Annotated in this window: 20 protein-coding genes; 3 read left to right on the top strand and 17 right to left on the bottom strand. The window is 70.7% G+C overall.

All coding sequences use genetic code 11. From position 1 onward, the window contains the following. The first annotated feature begins 8 nt into the window (after window positions 1–8). Window positions 9–2,180: an ATP-binding protein gene (locus tag ACFVQG_RS23535; protein ID WP_383386689.1), complete on the top strand. Its 2,172-nt coding sequence runs from the start codon at window positions 9–11 to the stop codon at window positions 2,178–2,180. 31 nt (window positions 2,181–2,211) lie between these two features. On the opposite strand, the gene rpsD is transcribed toward ACFVQG_RS23535, so the two are convergent. The 5 genes from rpsD to ACFVQG_RS23510 all read right to left on the bottom strand — a co-directional run bounded on the left by rpsD (window position 2,212) and on the right by ACFVQG_RS23510 (window position 7,289). Beyond that, window positions 2,212–2,826, bottom strand: a complete 615-nt coding sequence (gene rpsD, locus ACFVQG_RS23530; protein WP_383386686.1) for a 30S ribosomal protein S4 — start codon at window positions 2,824–2,826, stop codon at window positions 2,212–2,214. A 299-nt stretch (window positions 2,827–3,125) separates the two neighbouring features. After that, window positions 3,126–4,481: a replication-associated recombination protein A gene (locus ACFVQG_RS23525; protein ID WP_383386683.1), complete on the bottom strand. Its 1,356-nt coding sequence runs from the start codon at window positions 4,479–4,481 to the stop codon at window positions 3,126–3,128. A 44-nt stretch (window positions 4,482–4,525) separates the two neighbouring features. Beyond that, on the bottom strand, window positions 4,526–5,182 hold the full coding sequence (locus ACFVQG_RS23520) for a vitamin K epoxide reductase family protein (protein ID WP_383386680.1): 657 nt from the start codon (window positions 5,180–5,182) through the stop codon (window positions 4,526–4,528). Between the two features lie 124 nt (window positions 5,183–5,306). Next, the gene (hisS, locus tag ACFVQG_RS23515; protein WP_383386677.1) at window positions 5,307–6,569 is read right to left on the bottom strand and encodes a histidine--tRNA ligase; all 1,263 of its coding nucleotides are present in this window, start codon (window positions 6,567–6,569) and stop codon (window positions 5,307–5,309) included. A gap of 12 nt (window positions 6,570–6,581) precedes the next feature. Next, on the bottom strand, window positions 6,582–7,289 hold the full coding sequence (locus ACFVQG_RS23510; protein WP_383386674.1) for an MBL fold metallo-hydrolase: 708 nt from the start codon (window positions 7,287–7,289) through the stop codon (window positions 6,582–6,584). Window positions 7,290–7,466: 177 nt separating this feature from the next. Here ACFVQG_RS23510 and ACFVQG_RS23505 point away from each other — a divergent pair, with 177 nt between their 5' ends. Further along, the gene (locus tag ACFVQG_RS23505) at window positions 7,467–8,291 is read left to right on the top strand and encodes a peptidylprolyl isomerase (protein WP_383386673.1); all 825 of its coding nucleotides are present in this window, start codon (window positions 7,467–7,469) and stop codon (window positions 8,289–8,291) included. A gap of 135 nt (window positions 8,292–8,426) precedes the next feature. Further along, entirely contained in the window at window positions 8,427–9,656 is a 1,230-nt protein-coding gene (locus ACFVQG_RS23500; protein WP_383386670.1) for a DUF349 domain-containing protein, read from the top strand. 91 nt (window positions 9,657–9,747) lie between these two features. Here the strand turns inward: ACFVQG_RS23500 and ACFVQG_RS23495 are convergent, their stop codons facing one another. The 12 genes from ACFVQG_RS23495 to ACFVQG_RS23440 all read right to left on the bottom strand — a co-directional run bounded on the left by ACFVQG_RS23495 (window position 9,748) and on the right by ACFVQG_RS23440 (window position 22,306). Continuing rightward, window positions 9,748–12,315: a RelA/SpoT family protein gene (locus tag ACFVQG_RS23495; protein WP_383386667.1), complete on the bottom strand. Its 2,568-nt coding sequence runs from the start codon at window positions 12,313–12,315 to the stop codon at window positions 9,748–9,750. A gap of 328 nt (window positions 12,316–12,643) precedes the next feature. Then, window positions 12,644–13,192, bottom strand: a complete 549-nt coding sequence (locus tag ACFVQG_RS23490; RefSeq protein WP_383386664.1) for an adenine phosphoribosyltransferase — start codon at window positions 13,190–13,192, stop codon at window positions 12,644–12,646. Beyond that, on the bottom strand, window positions 13,189–14,304 hold the full coding sequence (secF, locus tag ACFVQG_RS23485) for a protein translocase subunit SecF (protein WP_383386661.1): 1,116 nt from the start codon (window positions 14,302–14,304) through the stop codon (window positions 13,189–13,191). Before secF ends, ACFVQG_RS23490 begins: the two co-directional genes overlap by 4 nt. A gap of 1 nt (window position 14,305) precedes the next feature. Next, the gene (secD, locus tag ACFVQG_RS23480) at window positions 14,306–16,075 is read right to left on the bottom strand and encodes a protein translocase subunit SecD (protein ID WP_383387079.1); all 1,770 of its coding nucleotides are present in this window, start codon (window positions 16,073–16,075) and stop codon (window positions 14,306–14,308) included. Window positions 16,076–16,207: 132 nt separating this feature from the next. Beyond that, window positions 16,208–16,708 (bottom strand): preprotein translocase subunit YajC, encoded by a 501-nt coding sequence (yajC, locus tag ACFVQG_RS23475; protein WP_383386659.1) that lies wholly within the window; start codon window positions 16,706–16,708, stop codon window positions 16,208–16,210. A gap of 166 nt (window positions 16,709–16,874) precedes the next feature. Next, on the bottom strand, window positions 16,875–17,945 hold the full coding sequence (gene ruvB / locus ACFVQG_RS23470) for a Holliday junction branch migration DNA helicase RuvB (RefSeq protein ID WP_383386656.1): 1,071 nt from the start codon (window positions 17,943–17,945) through the stop codon (window positions 16,875–16,877). Between the two features lie 22 nt (window positions 17,946–17,967). Continuing rightward, a complete protein-coding gene (gene ruvA, locus ACFVQG_RS23465) occupies window positions 17,968–18,573 on the bottom strand; it encodes a Holliday junction branch migration protein RuvA (RefSeq protein WP_383386653.1) in 606 nt (201 codons plus the stop codon). After that, complete coding sequence (gene ruvC / locus ACFVQG_RS23460) at window positions 18,570–19,109, bottom strand: crossover junction endodeoxyribonuclease RuvC (RefSeq protein WP_383386650.1); 540 nt, start codon at window positions 19,107–19,109, stop codon at window positions 18,570–18,572. The genes ruvA and ruvC overlap by 4 nt, the downstream gene beginning before the upstream one ends. 204 nt (window positions 19,110–19,313) lie before the next feature. Beyond that, window positions 19,314–20,066, bottom strand: coding sequence for a YebC/PmpR family DNA-binding transcriptional regulator (locus ACFVQG_RS23455; protein ID WP_383386648.1), 753 nt, complete (start codon window positions 20,064–20,066; stop codon window positions 19,314–19,316). 48 nt (window positions 20,067–20,114) lie between these two features. Beyond that, the gene (gene pdxT / locus ACFVQG_RS23450) at window positions 20,115–20,720 is read right to left on the bottom strand and encodes a pyridoxal 5'-phosphate synthase glutaminase subunit PdxT (RefSeq protein WP_383386645.1); all 606 of its coding nucleotides are present in this window, start codon (window positions 20,718–20,720) and stop codon (window positions 20,115–20,117) included. Beyond that, on the bottom strand, window positions 20,720–21,631 hold the full coding sequence (gene pdxS, locus ACFVQG_RS23445; protein WP_383386642.1) for a pyridoxal 5'-phosphate synthase lyase subunit PdxS: 912 nt from the start codon (window positions 21,629–21,631) through the stop codon (window positions 20,720–20,722). The genes pdxT and pdxS overlap by 1 nt, the downstream gene beginning before the upstream one ends. Before the next feature lie 132 nt (window positions 21,632–21,763). Further along, window positions 21,764–22,306 carry a hypothetical protein gene (locus ACFVQG_RS23440; RefSeq protein WP_383386639.1) on the bottom strand — a complete coding sequence of 181 codons (543 nt, stop codon included), beginning with the start codon at window positions 22,304–22,306 and terminating at the stop codon, window positions 21,764–21,766. Between the last annotated feature and the right edge of the window lie 102 nt (window positions 22,307–22,408).

The following is a 22,408-nucleotide window of genomic DNA, read 5'->3' as shown; positions in this document are numbered from 1 at the left end:
CGTGTTCTATGCGAGATCATCAGCGCGCCGACGGCCCCACCCCCGGCAACCTGCCCCTCGAACTCGACGCGTTCATGGGCCGGGCGGCCGAACTCGCCGGTCTGGCCCGGGCGCTCGACGCTTCACGGCTGGTGACCGTCACCGGTCCCGGCGGGGTCGGCAAGTCACGCCTCGCGGCGCAAGCGGGCGCCCTGCGCGCCCCGCGCGACGGCGTCTGGCGCGCGGAGCTGGCACCGCTGAGAGACCCGGAGTTCGTCGAGTACGCGGTCCTGGAGGGCCTCGCCCTCACCGACCACACCGCGCGCCCGGCGCGCGAGATCCTCTACGACCGTCTCGCCGACCGTGAAGTCCTGCTGCTCCTCGACGGGTTCGAGCACCTGGTGGACACCTGCGCCGAGCTGGTCGCCGAACTGCTGCGCCGGGCGCCCGGGCTGCGGGTGCTCGCGGTGGGCCGCAGGCCGCTGGGCGTGGCGGGCGAGCTGCTGTTCCCGCTGGCCCCGCTGGACGAGGACGAGGCGGTACGGCTGCTGCGGGAGCGCACCGACCGGCAGGGCGTCACGCTGGGCGACGACGAGGACGTCCGGGAGCTGTGCCGACGGCTGGACGGGATCCCGCTGGCGGTGGAGCTGGCGGCCGGGCGGCTGCGGGCGCTGTCGCCGCGTCGGCTCCTGGACCGGCTCGACGACCGGTTCCGGCTGCTGGACGGCGGCCCGCGCGACGGGCTGCCCCGCCACCGCAACCTGCGCACGGCGATCGGCTGGAGCCACGAGCTGTGCACCCCGCCGCAGCGGCTGCTGTGGGCGCGGCTGTCGGTGTTTGCCGGAACGTTCGATCTGGAGGCCGCCGAGTACGTGTGCGGCGGCGAGGGCCTGCCCGCCGACGACATCCTCGACGTACTGACGCAGCTCCTCGCCCAGTCGGTGCTCGGACGCGAGGAGACCCCGGCCGGGGTGCGCTACCGCATGCTCGACACGGTCCGGGCGTACGGCGCCGAGTGGCTGACGGCGGCCGGGGACGGGGACCGGCTGCGGCGCCGCCACCGCGACTGGTACCTGGGCCTGGCCACCTGGTGCGAGCTGGAGTGGTTCTCACCGCGCCAGGCCGAGGTGGCCGCGCGCATCGACGCGGAGCTGCCGAATCTGCGCGACGCCCTGGAGCACTGCCTGACCGAGCCGGGCGAGGCGCACCTCGGGCAGTACCTGGCCGGTTCGCTGTGGTTCCACTGGGTGGGCTGCGGGCGGCTCGCGGAGGGGCGGCACTGGCTGCAGCGCAGTCTGGAGCCGGTCGCCGAGCGCGGGCCCGGTGAGCAGGCCCGGCTGAAGGCGCTGTGGGTGCTCGGCCATGTGGCCGTCCTCCAGGGCGATCCGGTGACGGCGCTGGGGGCGCTCACGGAGTGCCGGGAGGAGGCCGAGCGGGTCGAGAACCCGACCGCGGTGGCGTACGCGGAGCACCGCACCGGCTGTCTGGCGCTGGTCACGGACGACATGCCGCGCGCAGAAACGCTGCTGCGTTCGGCGCTGGAGCGCTACCGGGAGATCGGCGAGCTGAACAGCAATGTCCTGATGGGCCAGGTCGAACTGGCGATGACCAGGGCGTTCCAGGGCGATCTCGCGGACGCCGTGGAGCTGTGCGAGGACGTGCGCCGGGTGTGCGAGGACCACGGCGAGCGCTGGGCGCGCGGCTACGCGCTGTACGTGCTGGCGTACGCCGCCTGGCGCGAGGGTGATCTGACCGCCGCCCGCGAGCTGCTGACGGAGGGGCTCCGGAACGCGTACGCCTTCCACGATCTGCTCGGCTCGGTGCTGGCGGTGGAGCTGCTGGCCCTGGTCACGGTGGCGGACGGCGACGCCGCCGAGGCGGCGGTGCTCCAGGGCGCGGCGGCCGGGATGTGGCCGTCGGTGGGCCTGCCGCTGTTCGGCTCGGCGTACTACAACGCCCCGCACGAGCGCTGCGAGACCATGGCCCGGGAGCAGCTCGGCGACGAGCGGTACGCGCGCGGCGTCCGGGAGGGCGCGCGGCTCGAACGGGACGCGGCGGTGGCGCGGGCGCTGCGCGGTCCGGGGCACGGGGGACGTCCGCTGTCGGCGGTCCCGTCGCCGCGCGGGCCGGTGCGCGGCGCGGTGGACCAGCACGAACCCGCCGCCTCGCGCACCCGGAGGGGTGGCGAGACGGCGGGCTGAGGTACCGCTCGAGTACGGCGTCCGGCTGGGGTCAGCGGGCGTAGTACTCGACGACGAGCTGCTCGTCGCAGATCACCGGGATCTCCTTGCGGTTCGGGTCCCGGTCGAGGCGGAACGCGAGCGCCTTGAGGTTCACCTGGAGGTAGCGCGGGGTCTCGCCGTCGGGGGCGAAGCCACCCTCACGGGCGATCTGGAACAGCGTCTTGTCCTTGCTGCGGTCGCGGACCTGCACGACGTCGTCCGGGCGGACGCGGAAGGACGGCTTGTCGACCTTCTGGCCGTTGACCTGGATGTGGCCGTGGACGACCATCTGGCGGGCCTGGTAGATCGTGCGGGCGATGCCCGAACGCAGGACCAGCGCGTCGAGGCGACGCTCCAGCTCGATGATCAGGGCCTCACCGGTCTTGCCCTGAACCTTGGAGGCACGCTCGTAGGCGCGGACGAGCTGGCGCTCGGACACGTCGTACTGCGCGCGCAGACGCTGCTTCTCCAGCAGACGGACCTTGTAGTCCGAGTTCTGCTTGCGGCCACGGCCGTGCTCACCCGGCGGGTAGGGGCGGGCCTCGAAGTACTTGACGGCCTTCGGGGTCAGCGCGATACCGAGGGCACGCGACTTCTTGACCTTGGGGCGGGACTGGTTCGCCACTGTCTTTCGTCTCTTTCGTTGGTTTCGGCTTGCCAGGGTTGAGGGAGGTCGCATCCGCAGCCGGGGAAACCCGTCGGGTCCGCAAGCGGACCTGGCGGGCAGCCGCTCCCCTGGTCTGGGCACATACGTGCAGCACGCGAGTGGCCCACCGACCGGTTCCCGGACTTGCTGGGGTGGTGGTGGGCTGCCCGCGACACCTTCGACGGTGCGCGACGCTCCTGGAGCCCGCTGGGGGCTCCGGCTGGCTGTCCCGCTCTGACGGCACGGGACTCAGCACTTCGCAGCAGTCTACAGGGTGCTCAGGACCGCTTCCGACCGAGGTTCTTACGGGTCCACTCCACCGCGTCCGCGTAGCGCGCCTCGGCGCCGTGCCGGGTCGGCGTGTAGTACGCGCGGTCCTTCAGGGCGTCCGGCGCGTACTGCTGGGCGGCGATGCCCTCCGGCAGGTCGTGCGGGTAGACGTACCCCTGCGCGTGCCCCAGCTTGGCCGCACCCTTGTAGTGCCCGTCCCGCAGATGGGGCGGCACGGGTCCCGCCAGCCCCTTGCGTACGTCGTCCAGGGCGGCGCCTATCGCGGTGGTCGCGGCGTTGGACTTGGGGGCCAGGGCGAGGGCGATGGTGGCGTGGCTGAGGGTGAGGGCGGCCTCGGGGAAGCCGATCATGGCGACGGCCTGGGCGGCGGCGACCGCCAGGGGCAGGGCGTTCGGGTCGGCCAGGCCGATGTCCTCGCTGGCGGAGATCATCAGGCGGCGGGCGATGAAGCGGGGGTCCTCCCCGGCCTCGATCATCCGGGCCAGGTAGTGCAGGGCCGCGTCGACGTCGGAGCCACGGATGGACTTGATCAGGGCGCTGGCGACGTCGTAGTGCTGGTCGCCGTCGCGGTCGTACTTCACCGCCGCGCGGTCGACGGTCTCCTCCAGCGTCGTCAGGGCGATCTCCGTCTCGCCCTTGTCGAGCGCGGCCCCGGCGGCGGCCTCCAGGGCGGTCAGGGCGCGCCGGGCGTCGCCGCCCGCGATGCGCAGGAGGTGGGCCTCGGTGTCCTCGGGGAGGGTGACGGCGTCCTTCAGGCCGCGCTCGTCGGCGAGGGCGCGGCGCAGCAGGGCGCGGATGTCATCGTCGGTGAGGGGTTCGAGGGTGAGCAGCAGGGAGCGGGAGAGCAGTGGGGAGATCACCGAGAAGTACGGGTTCTCGGTGGTCGCGGCGATCAGCGTCACCCAGCGGTTCTCCACGGCGGGGAGCAGGGAGTCCTGCTGGGCCTTGCTGAAGCGGTGGATCTCGTCGAGGAAGAGGACGGTCTCCTTGCCGTACCCGCCGGTGGCGCGGCGGGCGCCGTCGATGACCGCGCGGACCTCCTTGACGCCCGCGGTGATCGCGGACAGCTCCACGAAGCGCTTGTTGGTGGCCTTGGAGACGACGTAGGCGAGGGTCGTCTTGCCGGTGCCGGGCGGGCCCCACAGGATCACCGAGGACGGTCCCGCCGGGCCCGAGGCGCCCTCGCCGACCAGGCGGCGCAGGGGTGAGCCGGGCTTGAGCAGGTGCTGCTGGCCCACGACCTCGTCCAGGGTGCGCGGGCGCATCCGCGCGGCCAGGGGGCTGCTGGACGGCTCCTTCTCCTGGCGGTCTTCGGCTGCGGCGGTGAACAGATCGGGCTCCACGCTCAGAACCCTAAATCACCGCACCGACAACGCGGGCCGGGCCGTCAGCTGAGCCAGAAGTCCCACCAGCGGGTCAGGATCAGCATGCCGATGACGCCGATGTGCAGCACCGGCATGACCCACGTGAACTCCTCGAAGAACCCCTTGAGCCAGCCGGGGGCCGGGAGGAAGCCGTTGCGGACGTTGAACGAGGTCACGTACCAGAACATGACGATCGTGGCGACCCAGGCCAGGGAGCACCACAGGCACAGCGCGTTGATCCGGTACAGCGACTGGAACATCAGCCAGGCGCAGAAGACGACGCCGAAGAGGGTGCCCGCGTTGAAGGTGAGCCAGTACCAGCGCGGGAAGCGGGCCCGCGCGAGCAGGGCCATGCCGACGCCGATCACGATGCCGTAGGCGACCAGGCCGAGCATCGGGTTGGGGAAGCCGAAGACGGAGGCCTGGTCGCTCTCCATCACGCTGCCGCAGGAGACCACCGGGTTCAGGCTGCACCCGGGGGTGAACGTCTCGCCCGCGACCTTGGCCTCGAGGATCTTGAACTTGTCGATCGTGATGACCCACGCGGCCAGCAGCCCCGCCGCGCCGGTGACGACCAGCAGCAGCGCGAGCGCCCGGCTGCCGCCCACGGCCCGCTCCTTCGCGGCGGCACGCTGCGGCTCGGGTCCGGTGGAGACGTCCTGCACTGTGGTCTTGCTCATCACGCCGATTCCGTCACTGGGGGGGTGGGCCTGCTTCCGGCACGGGTCATTGTGCCGTACACGCCTGTGTGCTCACCGTTCGTTCCGCATAAGGACATACGGCCGAGCCCACCCCCCTGCGGCGTCAGCCGAGCCGCGACTCCAGTTCCGCCACGATCTCGTTCACGCCGATCGCCGTCTGCTCGCCGGACTCCATGTCCTTGAGCTGGACGACGCCCTCGGCGAGGTCGCGTTCGCCGAGGACGAGGGTGTAGCGGGCGCCCGAGCGGTTGGCGGCCTTCATTGCGGCCTTGAGGCCCTTGGCGCCGTACGAGAAGTCCGCCGCGATGCCGTTCTTGCGGAGTTCGGTGACCTTGCCGAACAGCAGGCGGCGGGCCTCCTCGCCGAGGGGGACGGCGAAGACGCTGGTGGTGGCGGGGAGTTCGAGGGTGATGCCCTCCGCCTCCAGGGCCAGCACCGTGCGGTCGACGCCGAGGGCCCAGCCGACGGACGGCAGGGCGGGGCCGCCGATCATCTCGGAGAGGCCGTCGTAACGGCCGCCGCCGCCCACCGCGGACTGCGAACCGAGGCCGTCGTGGACGAACTCGAAGGTGGTGCGGGTGTAGTAGTCCAGGCCGCGCACCAGCTTCGGGTCGTCCTCGAAGGCCACGCCCGCCGCCGTGAGCAGCTCGCGGACCTCCTCGTGGTACGCCTTGCAGGCGTCGCACAGGTAGTCCCGCAGCAGCGGGGCGTCGGTGAGCTGCTTCTGGACGTCCGGACGCTTGTCGTCCAGGACGCGCAGCGGGTTGATGTCGGCGCGCCGCAGGGTGTCCTCGTCGAGGTCCAGGCCGCGCAGGAAGTCCTGGAGGGCCCCGCGGTACACCGGGCGGCACTCCTTGTCGCCCAGGCTGTTCAGCAGGATGCGGAAGTCACGCAGGCCCAGCGAGCGGTACGCCTGGTCGGCCAGGATGATCAGCTCGGCGTCGAGCGCCGGGTCCTCCGCGCCGATCGCCTCGGCGCCGACCTGGGAGAAGTGGCGGTAACGGCCCTTCTGGGGACGCTCGTAGCGGTAGTACGAGCCCGAATACCAGAGCTTGACGGGGAGGTTGCCCGCCTTGTGCAGGTTGGCTTCCAGGGCGGCGCGCAGGACGGAGGCGGTGCCCTCGGGGCGCAGGGCGAGCCGGTCGCCACCCTTGGTCTCGAAGGCGTACATCTCCTTGGTCACGATGTCGGTCGACTCCCCGACCCCGCGCGCGAACAGCTCGACGTTCTCGAAGCCGGGCGTCTCGATGTAGCCGTAGCCGGAGTTGCGCAGCGGCGCGGCGATCGCCTCACGCACCGCGAGGAACTTGGCGCTGTCCGGCGGGATCAGGTCGTACGTGCCCTTGGGGGCCTTGAAGGTGCTCACGGAAGTCTCTCGTCACATTCCTCGTCGGGGAGCCTGCGGTGCTCCCTGGCCGGCCGCCACCTGCCGCAGATACGGGTTGGTGGCGCGCTCCTGGCCGATGGTCGTCTGGGGACCGTGGCCGGACAGGACCACGGTCGAGTCGTCGAGCGGCAGGCACACGCGGGCCAGCGATTCGAGGATCTCGGCCGGGTCGCCGCCGGGCAGGTCGGTGCGTCCGATGGAGCCGGCGAACAGCAGGTCGCCCGAGAACAGGATCGGCGGGATGTCCGCCGCCTCGGGCATGCCGAAGGTCACCGACCCCTTGGTATGGCCCGGCGCGTGCGCGACCGACAGCTCCAGGCCCGCCAGCTCCAGCCGCGCCCCGTCGGCGAGTTCCTTGACGTCGTCCGGCTCACCGACGGTCAGTTCGCCCATCAGCGGCATCCCGATGGAGCGGCCGAGGGCCTTCTCGGGGTCGCTCATCATGAACCGGTCCTCGGGGTGGATCCAGGCCGGTACGTCGTGCGCGCCGCACACGGGGACGACCGAGGCGACATGGTCGATGTGGCCGTGGGTGAGGACGACGGCGACGGGCTTGAGGCGATGCTTGGCGATGGCCTCCTCGACACCCTGGGCGGCCTGGTGGCCGGGGTCGATGATCACGCACTCCTCACCGGCGGCGGGGGCGACGAGATAACAGTTCGTCCCCCAGGCCCCGGCGGGGAACCCGGCAATGAGCACGATCGTCCTTCGTTGTGTCGGTTCGAGTGGCTTGTGAATGGGCTGCGCCTGAGGTCAGAGCCTACCGGCGCTGCCGATTCCTCAGCGAACCCATATACGGTACGGGGCACACACGCGCGCGGTTGACTCCAGGCGCGTAACCCGTCGACGTAATCAGACGCACGAGGAGTAGACCCGGTGGTCAGCCAGGAACAGCGGCGGCGTCAGCTCGCCCGGGAGAAGTTCTTGCGGCAGCAGCAGCGGCGCACCCAGGCACGGCGCAAGGCTCGCACGCGCAACGGGGTGATCGCGTCGGTACTCGGCGTGGTGCTGGTGGGCAGCCTCGCGCTGTACACGGCAGGGACCCTCAAGGGTGACGACGACGACAAGAGCAACGCGGGCGCGGAGGTCACCCCCAGCGCCCAGCCCACCAGCAAGGCGCCCGACCCGTGCGACAAGCCCGCGAAGGGTGAGGTCGAGTCGATGAGCTGGAAGAAGGAACCGGCGATGACCATCGACGAGTCGGCGAAGTACACGATGACGCTGGCGACGACGTGCGGTGACATAGGCGTCGACCTGAAGGCGTCGGCCGCCCCGCACACGGTGAACTCGTTCGAGTTCCTGGCGAAGAAGGGGTACTTCGACCACACGAAGTGCCACCGGCTCACCACGAACGGCATCTACGTGCTCCAGTGCGGCGACCCGACGGGCAGCGGCACCGGCGGGCCGGGCTACACCATCCCGGACGAGAACCTGAAGGACAAGAGCCTGAAGGACAACGTCTACCCTGCGGGCACGGTCGCGATGGCGAACACTGGACAGAAGGACAGCGGCGGCAGCCAGTTCTTCCTGGTCTACCAGGACAGCCAGTTGCCGCCCAACTACACACCGTTCGGTACGGTTTCGGAGTCCGGCATGGACGTGCTCAAGAAGATCGCCGACGCCGGTGAGAACACCGGAGCCGGTGACGGAGCACCGAACGCGACCGTTGTGATCAACAAGGCCACGGTCAGCAAATCCTGACCGCCAACTGCGTAATTTCGGTCGCGCGGGATGCGGACAGGCAACCCGCCGGTCGCCTATGTTGGCCGTGACGAAACTGTGGACGATGCCCGGGGGAGCCGACGCCCTCCGCAGGCATCATGTGGAGGAGGCGCTGTGAGCAGCGACCCGTGGGGCCGCGTCGACGAGACGGGGACCGTGTACGTGCGTACGGCCGACGGCGAGCAGGTCGTCGGTTCCTGGCAGGCAGGCTCCCCTGAGGAGGCGCTGGCCTACTTCGAGCGCAAGTACGAGGGCCTGGTTGTCGAGATCGGCCTCCTCGAGAAGCGAGTGCAGACCACCGACCTGTCGGCGAAGGACGCCCAGACCGCCATCGGTCATCTGCGCGAGCAGGTCGACGCGCACCACGCCGTGGGTGACCTGGACGCGCTGCGGGCGCGGCTGGACAAGCTGGTCGAGCTGGTGGACAAGCGCCGCGAGGAGCGCAGGGCGCAGCGGGCCCGGCAGACCGACGAGGCCCGCCAGGCCAAGGAGTCCCTGGTCACCGAGGCCGAGGAGCTGGCCCAGTCCGACCAGTGGCGGGTCGCCGGTGAGCGGCTGCGGGCGCTGGTGGACACCTGGAAGAACCTGCCGCGGCTCGACCGCAAGTCGGACGACGAGCTGTGGCACCGGTTCTCGCACGCCCGGTCGGCGTTCTCCAAGCGCCGCAAGGCGCACTTCGCGCAGCTGGACGCGCAGCGCGAGGAGGCCCGCAAGACCAAGGAGCGGCTGGTCGCCGAGGCCGAGGCGCTGTCCGGTTCGACGGACTGGGGTCCCACGGCCGCGCGCTACCGCGAGCTGATGTCGGAGTGGAAGGCCGCGGGCCGCGCCCAGCGCGAGCACGAGGACGACCTGTGGAACCGCTTCCGCGGCGCCCAGGACGTCTTCTTCGCCGCCCGCAGTTCGGTCTTCGCCGAGCGGGACGCCGAGCAGTCGGAGAACCTGAAGCTCAAGGAGGAACTGGCCGAGGAGGCCGAGAAGATCCTCCCGGTCACCGATCTGCGGGCCGCCCGCGCCGCCTTCCGTTCGGTCAACGAGCGCTGGGAGGCCATCGGCCATGTCCCGCGCGACGCCCGCCCCAAGGTCGAGGGCCGGATGCACTCGGTCGAGCGCGCCATCCAGGAGGCCGAGGAGGCCGAGTGGCGCCGGACCAACCCGGAGGCACGCGCGCGTGCCGAGGGTCTGACCGGTCAGCTCCAGGCCGCCGTGGACAAGCTGCGCGGCCAGATCGACCAGGCGCGTGCCCAGGGCAACAACGCCAAGGCCGACAAGCTGGAGCGTGAGCTGGAGGGCCGCCAGGCGCTGCTGGACCAGGCGCTGAAGGGTCTCCAGGAGTTCGGCGGCTGACAGCCGTACGACTTCGGCGGCGGAAGCCGTACGACATGAAGGGGCTCCCCCGTCGAGGGGAGCCCCTTTCGTCGTCTGCGTCCTGCCGTCCTTACGACCTGCTGCGGGCCGACGTCACGCGGTAGACGTCGTACACGCCCTCCACTCCCCTGACCGCCTTCAGCACATGGCCGAGATGTTTCGGGTCGCCCATCTCGAAGGTGAAGCGGGAGGTGGCGACGCGGTCGCGGGAGGTCTGGACAGCCGCCGAGAGGATGTTGACGTGCTGGTCGGACAGGACGCGGGTGACGTCCGAGAGGAGCCGGGAGCGGTCCAGGGCCTCGACCTGGATGGCGACCAGGAAGACCGAGGACTGGGTGGGCGCCCACTCCACCTCGAGGATGCGCTCGGGCTCGCGGGACAGTGACTCCACGTTCACACAGTCGCTGCGGTGAACCGATACGCCGCTACCGCGGGTGACGAAGCCGATGATCGGGTCCCCGGGGACGGGCGTACAGCAGCGGGCCAGCTTGACCCACACGTCCTCGACGCCCTTGACGACCACGCCCGGGTCGGCGCTGGTGCGGCGCTTGCGGCCGCGCCCGCGCGACGGCGGCACGCTCTCGTCGATCTCCTCGGTGGCGGCCTCCTCACCGCCGAACGCCTGGACGAGCTTCTGCACGACGTTCTGCGCGGAGACATGGCCCTCGCCGATCGCCGCGTACAGCGCGGAGATGTCCGGGTAGCGCATCTCGTGCGCGAGGGTGACCAGGGAGTCGCCGGTGAGGATGCGCTGGATCGGCAGGTTCTGCTTGCGCATCGCGCGGACGATGGCGTCCTTGCCCTGCTCGATCGCCTCGTCCCGGCGCTCCTTGGAGAACCAGGCGCGGATCTTGTTGCGGGCGCGCGGTGACTTGACGAAGCCGAGCCAGTCGCGGGAGGGCCCGGCACCGGCCGCCTTGGAGGTGAAGACCTCCACCAGGTCGCCGTTGTCGAGGGTGGACTCCAGCGGTACGAGGCGGCCGTTGACCCGCGCCCCTATGGTGCGGTGGCCGACCTCGGTGTGCACCGCGTAGGCGAAGTCGACGGGGGTGGCCCCGGCCGGGAGCGCTATGACGTCGCCCTTGGGGGTGAAGACGAAGACCTCGTTGCGGGAGAGGTCGAAGCGCAGGGACTCCAGGAACTCGCCGGGGTCCTCGGTCTCCTTCTGCCAGTCCAGGAGCTGGCGCAGCCACGCCATGTCGTTGATGGCGTCCTTGTCCTTGCCGGACGCCTTGGGCACGTCGGTGCGGACCTTGGAGGCACCGGCGACGGCCTCCTGCTTGTACTTCCAGTGCGCGGCGATGCCGTACTCGGCGCGGCGGTGCATGTCGAACGTGCGGATCTGGAGTTCGACCGGCTTGCCGTTGGGGCCGATGACCGTCGTGTGCAGCGACTGGTACATGTTGAACTTGGGCATCGCGATGTAGTCCTTGAACCGGCCGGGGACCGGGTTCCATCGCGCGTGCACGGTGCCGAGGGCGGCGTAGCAGTCGCGGACGGTGTCGACCAGTACGCGGATGCCCACCAGGTCGTAGATCTCCGCGAAGTCACGGCCGCGGACGATCATCTTCTGGTAGACGCTGTAGTAGTGCTTCGGGCGGCCGGTGACGGTGGCCTTGATGCGGGCGGCGCGCAGGTCCTGCTGGACCTCGTCGGTCACTATGGCCAGGTACTCGTCACGTTTCGGTGCCCGCTCGGCCACCAGCCGGACGATCTCGTCGTACATCTTGGGGTAGAGGATCGCGAAGGCGAGGTCCTCCAGTTCCCACTTGATGGTGTTCATGCCCAGGCGGTGGGCGAGCGGCGCGTAGATCTCCAGGGTCTCGCGCGCCTTCTTCTCCTGCTTCTCGCGCTTGAGGTAGCGCATGGTGCGCATGTTGTGCAGGCGGTCGGCGAGCTTGATGACCAGGACGCGCGGGTCCTTGGCCATGGCCACGACCATCTTGCGCACGGTTTCGGCCTGCGCGGCCTCGCCGAACTTGACCTTGTCCAGCTTGGTGACGCCGTCGACGAGCAGGGCGACCACGTCGCCGAAGTCACGGCGGAGGTCGTCCAGGCCGTACTCGGTGTCCTCGACGGTGTCGTGCAGCAGGCCCGCCATCAGGGTGGCCGGATCCATACCCAGCTCGGCGAGGATGGTGGTGACGGCGAGGGGGTGCGTGATGTAGGGGTCGCCGCTCTTGCGCTTCTGGCCGCGGTGCCAGCGCTCGGCGACCTGGTAGGCGCGCTCGATCTGGCGGAGCGTCGACGTCTCGATCTTGGGGTCGTTGCTGCGCACTATCCGCAGCAGCGGCTCCAGGACGGGGTTGTACGGGTTGGCGCGCTGGACGCCGAGGCGGGCGAGGCGGGCGCGTACGCGGTTGGAGGAGCCGGTGCGGACGGGCTGGGCCGAGGCCGGGCGGATCGGGGGCGTGGCGGGGCGGACGGCGGGGCGCTCGGGAGACGAGGGTCCCCCCGCTCGCGCGGAGTCGAGGGTGGGGGATGGCTTGGGGCGCGGCTCAGCGGCCTTCGGAGCGGGCGCGGGGCCGTGCTCGACCGGCCCGCGGGCGTCGTTCCTGGCGTCCGGCGCGGGCTTGGCCGCGGGGCCCGGGGCGGGCTCGGGCTTGGCGGCGGTCAGGTGCTGGGCCTCGTCTGGCAAGAGGGCTCCTCGTGCGCGATCCGGGTCCCCCGGTCAGGCTCCGGAGACCCCATGGTAGCGATCCCGTGCTCCGGGATCGCCTTCAGGCCAATGTGAGGGCCGTGTACCCGAGAAACGCAAGGGGCTCCCGCGGGATTCCTTCCGCCCTGTCTCGGCGGTGTCCTGGGGCTTCGCTGAAGGCTCTGCGCCGCCTGGATGGAGCGGTTGCATGAGATCCGCCTCCCCCGCGACCAGCCGCCTCGCACGCCCGCGCACGGGGAGGCTTCCGCCCCGGAGACATGCCTGCGCGCCCAGCGGTGAGGCTCGGTGCTGGGCGCGCGGGTGGGGTTCAGATGGTGAGGAGGGACTCCAGGGGGGCTCCCGCCAGGGAGGACTCCAGGCGGGGGCGGCCGTTCAGGAAGGTCAGTTCCATCAGGACGGCCACGCCCGCCACCTGGGCGCCGGAGCGGCGGATCAGTTCCAGGGAGGCTTCGGCGGTGCCGCCGGTGGCGAGGACGTCGTCGACGACCAGGACGCGGTCGTCGGCGGTCAGGTCCTCGGCGTGGATCTCGATCTCCGCGGAGCCGTACTCCAGGTCGTAGGCCTGGCTCAGGGTCGCTCCGGGGAGCTTGCCCGCCTTGCGTACGGGGATGAAGCCGACGCCCGCGCGGACGGCGACCGGGGCGCCCAGGATGAAGCCGCGGGCCTCGAGGCCGACGATCTTCGTGGCGGCCTGCCGTACGGCGATCTCCGCCAGGGCGTCGGTCAGCGCGCCGAACGCCGCCGGGTCCGCCAGGAGCGGGGTGATGTCCTTGAACATCACGCCCGGCTCCGGGTAGTCGGCCACATCGCGGATGCGGCTGAGCAGCAGCCCCTTGATGTCGGTGACGTCGGTCATCGGCGCTTCCCCGAGGGGCGGCCACGGCCCCGGCCACGGGACGCGGGCTGGTTGCGCGGGCCGACGACCGCCGGGGCGGCGTCCGCGGGCTCGTCGTCGTACTCGTCGTCGGAGACGGTCGCGCCCGCGGGCTCGGGCTGCTCGCCGCCCTGGGCCCGCTTGGCGAGGACGCGCTTCTTCAGCGCCTTCATCTCCGGCTCGAGTTCCTTGAGGTCGGCGACGAGCGGCGTGGCGATGAAGATCGAGGAGTACGCACCGGCCGCGAGGCCGACGAACAGCGACAGCGAGATGTCGTTGAGCATGCCGCCGCCGAGGACACCGCCGCCGATGAACAGCAGGCCCGCCACCGGCAGCAGCGCGACCACGGTGGTGTTGACCGAGCGGACCAGGGTGCTGTTGATCGAGCGGTTGGCGATGTCGCTGTAGGTCCAGCGGGTCTGCTTGCCGATGTCCTTGGTCTGTTCCTTGAGGCTGTCGAAGACGACGACCGTGTCATAGAGCGAGTAACCAAGAATGGTCAGCAGACCGATCACCGTGCCCGGCGTGACCTCGAAGCCGACCAGGGCGTAGATGCCGACCGTGATGGTGATGTCGTGGATCAGCGCGACGAACGCGGCGACCGCCATCCGCCACTCGAAGGCGATCGCCAGATAGATCACCACGAGGACCAGGAAGATGCCCAGGCCCTGCCAGGCCTTGTTGGCGATCTGATCACCCCAGCTGGGACCGACCAGTTCGGCGTTGATCTTCTCCTCGTCGACCTTCAGGTCCTCGGCGAGGGTGTTCTTGATCTGGTCGGACTTGCTGGTGTCCGTGCCCGCGATCTGGATGCGCAGGCTGCCGTTGCCGAGCTTCTGGACGATGGCGTCGTGACCCGAGGCCTCTTCCGCGTACTCCTGGGCCTGGGACACCGACACGGACGTCTTCGGGGTGGTGAAGACGGCGCCGCCCTGGAACTCGATGCCCATGTTCAGGCCGCGCACCGCCAGGCCGACGATCGCCGTGATGGTGATCAGGATCGAGATGCCGTACCAGAACTTGCGGTTGCCGACGAAGTCGTAACCGACCTCGCCACGGTGGAGTCGGGCGCCGAGGTTGCCGAGCTTCGACATCTCACGCCTCCTTCGGGTCGACGGGGACGGCGGGGCGGCGGGTGCGGCGCAGCGGGGGCTTGGCGCCCAGGGCCTTCGGGTCCAGGCCGGACATGCGGTGACCGCTCGCGAAGAACTTCCGGCGCGCCATCAGCGTCAGCAGCGGCTTGGTGAACAGGAACACCACCACGACGTCGAGCACGGTCGTCAGACCGAGCGTGAACGCGAAGCCCTGGACCTTGCCGACGGTGACGACGAACAGCACCGCCGCGGCGAGGAACGACACGAAGTCGGAGACCAGGATGGTGCGCCGGGCGCGCGGCCAGGCCCGCTCGACGGCGGGGCGCAGCGAGCGGCCCTCGCGGATCTCGTCGCGGACGCGTTCGAAGTAGACGATGAACGAGTCCGCCGTGATGCCGATGGCGACGATGGCGCCGCAGACGGCCGGGAGGTTCAGCGCGAAGCCGATGGCCGGGCCGAGCAGCGACATGATCACGTAGGTGAGCGCCGCGGAGACCAGCAGCGAGGCGATGGCGATGAACGACAGGCCGCGGTAGTAGATCACCAGGTAGAGCACGACCAGCGCGAGGCCGATGGCGCCCGCGATCAGACCGGCCTCGAGCTGGTCGCCGCCGAGCGCCGCGGTCACCGTGGTGACGCTGTCCTCCTGGAAGGTCAGCGGCAGGGCGCCGTAGGAGAGCATGTTGGCGAGGCTCTGGGCCTCGTCCTGGGTGAAGCTGCCGGAGATCTCCGCGTTGCCGCCGGTGATGGACTGGCTGACGTACGGGCTGGAGACGACCTCGCCGTCCAGGACGATGCCGAACTGGTTCTGCGGCTGCTGGTTCTGGGCGAGCTGGCCGGTGATGTCGGCGAACTTCTTGGCACCGGCGGAGGAGAAGTCCATCTGGACCTTCCAGCCGGCGCCGCTCTGGGTGTCGTAGACGGCCTGCGCGTCGTCGACCTCGGTGCCGTCGACACCGGCCGGGCCGAGCAGGTACTTGTACCAGACGCCCTGGATCTCGCCGCAGCCGACGGTGGTGTCCTCGGGCTTGGCGCCCTCACCGGCCTCGGTGCGGACGGCTTCCTTGGAGCAGTCGAGCGCGGCGTACTCCTCCTGGACCTTGCTGTCGGAGGCGGCGCCCTCGTCGGTCGCGGAGGGGCTGGCGCTGGCGGAGGCCGAGTCGGTCGCGGACGGGGTGGGGTCGGCCTTCAGCGCGTCGGTGACGGCGCGGCCCTGAGTGGTGGCGGAGGCCGACGGGGACTCATCGGCGCTCTCGGTGCCGGTCGCGGACTCCTTGTCGGAAGGGGACTCCGACGCGGACGGGCTGGCGGAACCGGTGGCCTCCCCCGAGGCGCTCGGCGAGGGGCTCGCCGCGGCGCCGCCGGTGGGCTCGGTGGCCAGGACCGGCCGGAAGTACAGCTTGGCGGTGGTGCCGACCTGTTCCCGGGCCTGCTTGGAGTTGGTGCCCTTGGGAATGTTGACGATGATGTTGCGATCGCCCTGGGTCTGGACTTCCGCCTCGGAGACACCGAGACCGTTGACGCGGCGCTCCATGATGGAGACCGCCGTGTCCATGTTGGTCTTGTTGATCGCCGACTCGTTGCCGTCCTCGGGGACCGCACGGAGCGTGATGCTCGTGCCGCCGGCCAGGTCGATACCGAGACGCGGGGTGGTGTGCCCGGAGATGAACATGCCCGCGGTGAGCGCCACGATGGCGATCAGAATCAGGACCAGCGAGCGCACCGGCTTGCTCTGAGCGCTCGCGCTCCGGCCCTTTTTAGGTGCTGCCACCTTCTCGTACTCCCTCTCGGGCCGCCTCGCGCCGGGTCTGCGGGCGAGCGGCCGTGCCATGGTGTGGGGATCCCGTACGCGACGAGCATGTCCCGGGGTGCGCGGGTCCCGCCCACGCGCCCCGGGACACCACTACTTCGCCTCGGAGTCGCCGTCGGTCTTCTTCGGCTCCTCGTCCGACTTCGCTCCGGCGGCGGACGGCTCCTCGGCCGTGTCCTTCTTGCCGAGGTCGACGGACTTGTCGGCGGAGGTGTCGGCGTCGGAGGCCGCGTCGACGGACTCGTCGGATTCGTCGGATTCGGTGAGGGAGGAGGCGTCGTCCGGGACCACGTCGGACTTCAGGTCGTGCTCGATGCCGTGCACGATGCGGTTGTACTCGTCGTCGGTCAGGACGGCACCGATGGAGTTCTTGGCGAAGAGCAGCTCCACACCCGGTCCGGCGTCGAGGAGGACGGTGTCCTCGTTGACTTCCTTGACCGTGGCGTACATGCCCCCGATCGTGCGGACACCGGAACCGGGCTGCATCTGGTTCCGCATGTCGATGGCCTGTTGCTGCTTCTTCTTGGCCGACCGGGTCATCAGGAACATGGCCCCGATGAGCACGATGAACGGGAGGAGGGTCACGAGACTCACGGGTCGGAACTTCCTTCACACGACCGCGTTGGTGAGCGGCCTGATGGTTGGGGGTGTGCTTGCCGCCGCAAGGGAGGCGGCATCGGCGGAGTCTAAGCGAGTCCGCGCGCATGGAACAACGCTCAGCATGGCACCGGGGTTCCTGACCATGCGAATGTCCTCACCGTCACGTCCCGAACAAGTCCTGTTGTCCGTTTCCTACAGCGCTCGGGCCCGGGGCGGTGAGGCCGAGATGCGCCCATGCCGCGGGGGTGGCGACACGCCCGCGCGGGGTGCGGGCGAGCAGTCCCTCGCGGACCAGGAAGGGCTCGGCGACCTCCTCCACGGTCTCCCGCTCCTCCCCCACGGCGACGGCGAGCGTGGACAGGCCGACCGGGCCGCCGCCGAACAGTTTGAGCAGGGCCTCCAGGACGGCGCGGTCCAGGCGGTCCAGGCCGCGGGCGTCGACCTCGTACACCGCGAGGGCGGCACCGGCGATGTCCTTGGTGATCACGCCGTCGGCCTTGACCTGGGCGTAGTCGCGGACCCGGCGCAGCAGCCGGTTGGCGATGCGGGGGGTGCCGCGGGAGCGGCCCGCGATCTCGGCGGCGCCGTCCCCGGCGATCTCCACGTCCAGCAGGGCGGCGGAGCGGTGGATGACGCGCTCCAGTTCGGTGGGTTCGTAGAACTCCATGTGCGCGGTGAAGCCGAAGCGGTCGCGCAGCGGGGGCGGCAGCAGGCCCGCGCGGGTGGTGGCGCCGACCAGGGTGAACGGCGGCAGCTCCAGGGGGATGGCGGTGGCGCCGGGGCCCTTGCCGACGATGACGTCGACGCGGAAGTCCTCCATCGCCATGTAGAGCATCTCCTCGGCGGGCCGGGACATGCGGTGGATCTCGTCGAGGAAGAGGACCTCGCCCTCCTGGAGGGAGGAGAGGATCGCCGCGAGGTCACCGGCGTGCTGGATGGCGGGCCCCGAGGTGATCCGGATGGGGGCGCCCATCTCGGCCGCGATGATCATCGACAGGGTGGTCTTGCCGAGGCCGGGGGCGCCCGACAGCAGGACGTGGTCGGCGGTGGCGCCACGGGCGCGTGCGGCGCGCAGCACGAGGTCGAGCTGTTCGCGGACCTTCTCCTGGCCGATGAACTCGTCCAGGTCCTTGGGGCGCAGGGCGGCCTCGACGGCCTGGTCCTCACGGTCGGCGGACGCACCGACGAGCCGCTCGGCGGCGGGGCTGTCGGTCGTGTCGTCCCAGTTCATGTGTGCCTCGGTGTCCGGTGGTTCAGCGGGCTCGGTTCAGGGTCTGGAGGGCGGCCTTCAGCAGTTGTCCGACCTGGGGCGCACCGTCGGCGGCCTCGGCCTGGGGGGCCACGGCGGACACGGCCTCGTCGGCCTCGCGGGTGGCGTAGCCCAGGCCGATCAGGGCGGCGTGCAGCTGGTCGCGCCAGCCCTGGCTGACCGGGGTGCCGACGGCGGGGGTGCCGAGGGGCTCGCCGAGGCGGTCCTTCAGTTCCAGCAGGAGCTTCTGGGCGCCCTTCTTGCCGATGCCGGGCACGGCGGTGAGCGCCTTCTCGTCGCCGGTCGCGACGGCTCTGCGCAGGGCGTCCGGGGAGTGCACCGCCAGCATGGCCTGGGCGAGGCGCGGGCCGACGCCGCTCGCGGTCTGGAGCAGCTCGAAGGTCTGCCGCTCGTCGTCGTCCGCGAAGCCGTACAGGGTCAGGGAGTCCTCGCGCACCACGAGGGAGGTGGCGAGCCTGGCCTGCTGGCCGGTGCGCAGTCCGGAGAGCGTGTTGGGCGTGCACTGGACGGCGATGCCGATCCCGCCCACCTCGACGACCGCGGAGTCCGGGGCGAGGGCGGCGACCGGGCCGCTGACGAAGGCGATCATGCCGTACGGCCTTTCGATGCGTGTGCGGTGTGCAGGGCCACGGCCTGCTGGAGCCGGTTCTGCGCGGGGGCGCGCCAGATGTGGCAGATGGCGAGCGCGAGGGCGTCGGCGGCGTCGGCGGGCTTCGGGGGCGCGCTGAGCCTGAGCAGCCGGGTGACCATGGCCCCGACCTGCGCCTTGTCGGCGCGTCCGCTGCCCGTGACGGCGGCCTTGACCTCGCTCGGGGTGTGCAGGGCGACGGGGATGCCGCGGCGGGCGGCGCAGAGCATGGCGACGGCGCTGGCCTGGGCGGTGCCCATCACGGTGCGCACATTGTGCTGGCTGAACACCCGCTCCACGGCGACGAATTCGGGCCGGTGTTCGTCGAGCCACTGCTCGATGCCGCGCTCGACGGCGACGAGGCGGTCACCCAGCTCGGCGTCCGCGGCGGTGCGGACGACTCCGACCCCCAGCATGGTCAGCTGCCGACCCGCCACGCCCTCGACGACGCCGACGCCGCACCGGGTCAGTCCCGGGTCCACCCCCAGCACGCGCACGCGCCCCGCCCTCCTCTGCGGCTGAACCGCCGCCGCTCTCGCGGACCTGGCCGAGCACCGTCGTGGTCCCGCAATCGATGGTTGCGGCCCATGGACGGCGATCTTTTACCTTCATCAGGCTATCCGTCGCCACTGACAACAGCGGCGGGCCGGTGGGACGTGTCCCACCGGCCCGCCGAGAACGCCCCGCTCGCGGCGGCGGCGCTACGCGTCGACCTTCTCCATGATCTCGTCGCTGACGTCGAAGTTGGCGAAGACGTTCTGCACGTCGTCGCTGTCCTCCAGGGCGTCGATCAGCTTGAAGATCTTCTTGGCGCCCTCCTCGTCCAGCTCGACCTGCATGGTCGGGACGAAGTTGGCGTCGGCGGACTCGTAGTCGATGCCCGCGTCCTGGAGGGCGGTGCGCACCGCGACCAGGTCGGTCGGCTCGCTGATCACCTCGAAGTTCTCGCCGAGGTCGTTCACTTCCTCCGCACCCGCGTCCAGGACCGCCATGAGGACCTCGTCCTCGGACAGCTCGCCCTTCGGGACGATCACGACGCCCTTGCGGTTGAAGAGGTACGACACGGAGCCCGGGTCCGCCATCGAGCCACCGTTGCGGGTCATGGCGACGCGGACCTCGGAGGCGGCGCGGTTGCGGTTGTCGGTGAGGCACTCGATGAGCACCGCGACGCCGTTGGGGCCGTAGCCCTCGTACATGATCGTCTCGTAGTCGGCGCCGCCCGCTTCGAGGCCGCCGCCGCGCTTGATGGCCGAGTCGATGTTCTTGTTCGGCACCGACGACTTCTTCGCCTTCTGCACGGCGTCGTAGAGCGTCGGGTTGCCGTCCAGGTCGACGCCGCCCATGCGGGCCGCGACCTCGATGTTCTTGATCAGCTTCGCGAAGAGCTTGCCGCGCTTGGCATCGATGACGGCCTTCTTGTGCTTCGTCGTGGCCCATTTAGAGTGGCCGGACATCTGCCTGTCTCCTTCGCGTAACCCATCCAATGACGAACGTCAGAGATCCTACAAGGACTCGGGCGCCCGGCTCGCGCGCACCATGTCGACGAACAGCGCGTGCACGCGGTGGTCGCCGGTCAGCTCCGGGTGGAACGACGTGGCCAGCGCGTTGCCCTGGCGGACGGCGACGATGTGGCCCTCGTGCTCGGCGAGCACCTCGGCGGCGGCGCCCACGGACTCCACCCACGGGGCGCGGATGAAGACGCCCTCCACAGGATCGCCGTCGACGCCGCGGATGTCGACCGTCGCCTCGAAGGACTCGTTCTGCCGTCCGAAGGCGTTGCGGCGCACGATCATGTCGATGCCGCCGATGGTCTCCTGGCCGGAGCGCGGGTCGAGGATCTTGTCGGCGAGCATGATCATCCCGGCGCAGGTGCCGTAGACGGGCATACCGTCGCGCACGCGCGCGCGGAGGGGCTCCATCAGGCCGAAGAGGACGGCCAGCTTGGAGATGGTCGTGGACTCACCGCCGGGGATGACCAGGCCGTCGACCTCGGCGAGTTCCTCGGGGCGCCGCACCGGCCTGGCCACGGCGTCGGCCGCGGCCAGGGCGATGAGGTGCTCCCGTACGTCGCCCTGGAGTGCGAGCACTCCGACTACGGGAGCGGTCATTACCAGCCCCGGTTCGCGTAGCGCTCGGCCTCGGGGAGGGTGTCGCAGTTGATGCCGACCATGGCCTCGCCCAGGTTGCGGGAGGCGTCGGCGATGATCTTCGGGTCGTCGTAGAAGGTGGTGGCCTTCACGATGGCGGCGGCGCGCTTGGCCGGGTCGCCGGACTTGAAGATGCCGGAGCCGACGAAGACGCCCTCGGCACCCAGCTGACGCATCAGCGCGGCGTCGGCCGGGGTGGCCACGCCACCGGCGGAGAACAGCACGACGGGCAGCTTGCCCAGCTCGGCGACCTCCTTGACCAGCTCGTACGGGGCGCGCAGCTCCTTGGCGGCGGCGTACAGCTCGTTGTTGTCGTAGCCGCGCAGGCGGGCGATCTCGTTCTTGATCTGGCGCAGGTGGCGGACCGCCTCGACGACGTTGCCGGTACCGGCCTCGCCCTTGGAGCGGATCATGGCCGCGCCCTCGGCGATCCGGCGCAGGGCCTCGCCCAGGTTGGTGGCGCCACAGACGAAGGGGGTGGTGAAGGCCCACTTGTCGGAGTGGTTGACCTCGTCGGCCGGGGTGAGGACCTCGGACTCGTCGATGTAGTCCACGCCGAGCGACTGGAGCACCTGGGCCTCGACGAAGTGGCCGATGCGGGACTTGGCCATCACCGGGATCGATACGGCGTCGATGATGCCCTCGATCATGTCCGGGTCGGACATCCGGGCCACGCCGCCGTCCTTGCGGATGTCGGCGGGGACCCGCTCCAGGGCCATGACGGCGACGGCGCCCGCGTCCTCGGCGATCTTCGCCTGCTCCGGCGTGACGACGTCCATGATCACGCCGCCCTTGAGCTGCTCGGCCATACCGCGCTTCACGCGCGCGGTGCCGGTCTCGGGGGTCTGGTTCTCGGAGAGCGTGCTGGACACGGGATTGACCTCACTGAAGTGAAAGAGGGCTGCTGCCAGCACTGAGGAAACGTGAGGTATGCAGGCCACAGCAAGGGCCAATGAGGAAGCGGTGGCTCGTTTTCTGAACGAGGGGTGTCCGGAATACGACGCTCAGGCGGCCCGCTCCAGCAGCGCGGTGGGCGGCTCGTCGTCCATTTCGAAGGCCAGCGGGAACGGGGCGTGCCCGGCCAGCCGGAACCAGCGCACCTTGCGGTGGCGCCGCAGGGCCCGTGCCGCGCGAACGGCGTCGTTGTGGAAGCGCCGGGCCATCGGCACCCGGCGGACCGCCTCGGCCAGCTCCCGGGCCGCGGCCTCACCGCCGGGAGCGGCGCGGATCTCGTCCAGTTGGCCCGGGTCGGCGAAGACCGCCCGCAGCGCCTGGCTCAGCTCGCTCTCGGCGACCTCCCGCTGCTCCTCCTCGGCCTGCCGGGCGGCGTGCGCGGCCTCGTACAGGACGATCGACGCGGCCGGGTCGAGGACGCCCGAGGTGGCCAGTTCCTGCGCCACGGAGGCCCGGCGCAGCAGTTGTGCGTCCAGGGCGGCGCGGGCGGCGTCGATCCGGGCGTGCAGGCGGTCCAGCCGTCCCGCGGTCCAGCTCAGGTACAGGCCGATCGCGACGAGGGCGACCAGGATCCAGATGAGGGTTGCGGTCACGGGCGGCAAGGCTACCGGGGCGCTCCGCTGGGTTGGGGGTGGCGGGGTGGAGGTGCCTCCCCTGGGCGTCTGGGGGCTGCCGCCCCCAGGCCCCCGCTGTCG

This window comes from Streptomyces sp. NPDC057877 (genome assembly GCF_042796855.1).
Lineage (GTDB): Bacteria > Actinomycetota > Actinomycetes > Streptomycetales > Streptomycetaceae > Streptomyces.
Note: the sequence above shows the minus strand (reverse complement) of the source record. Positions and strands in the feature narration are given on the sequence as shown.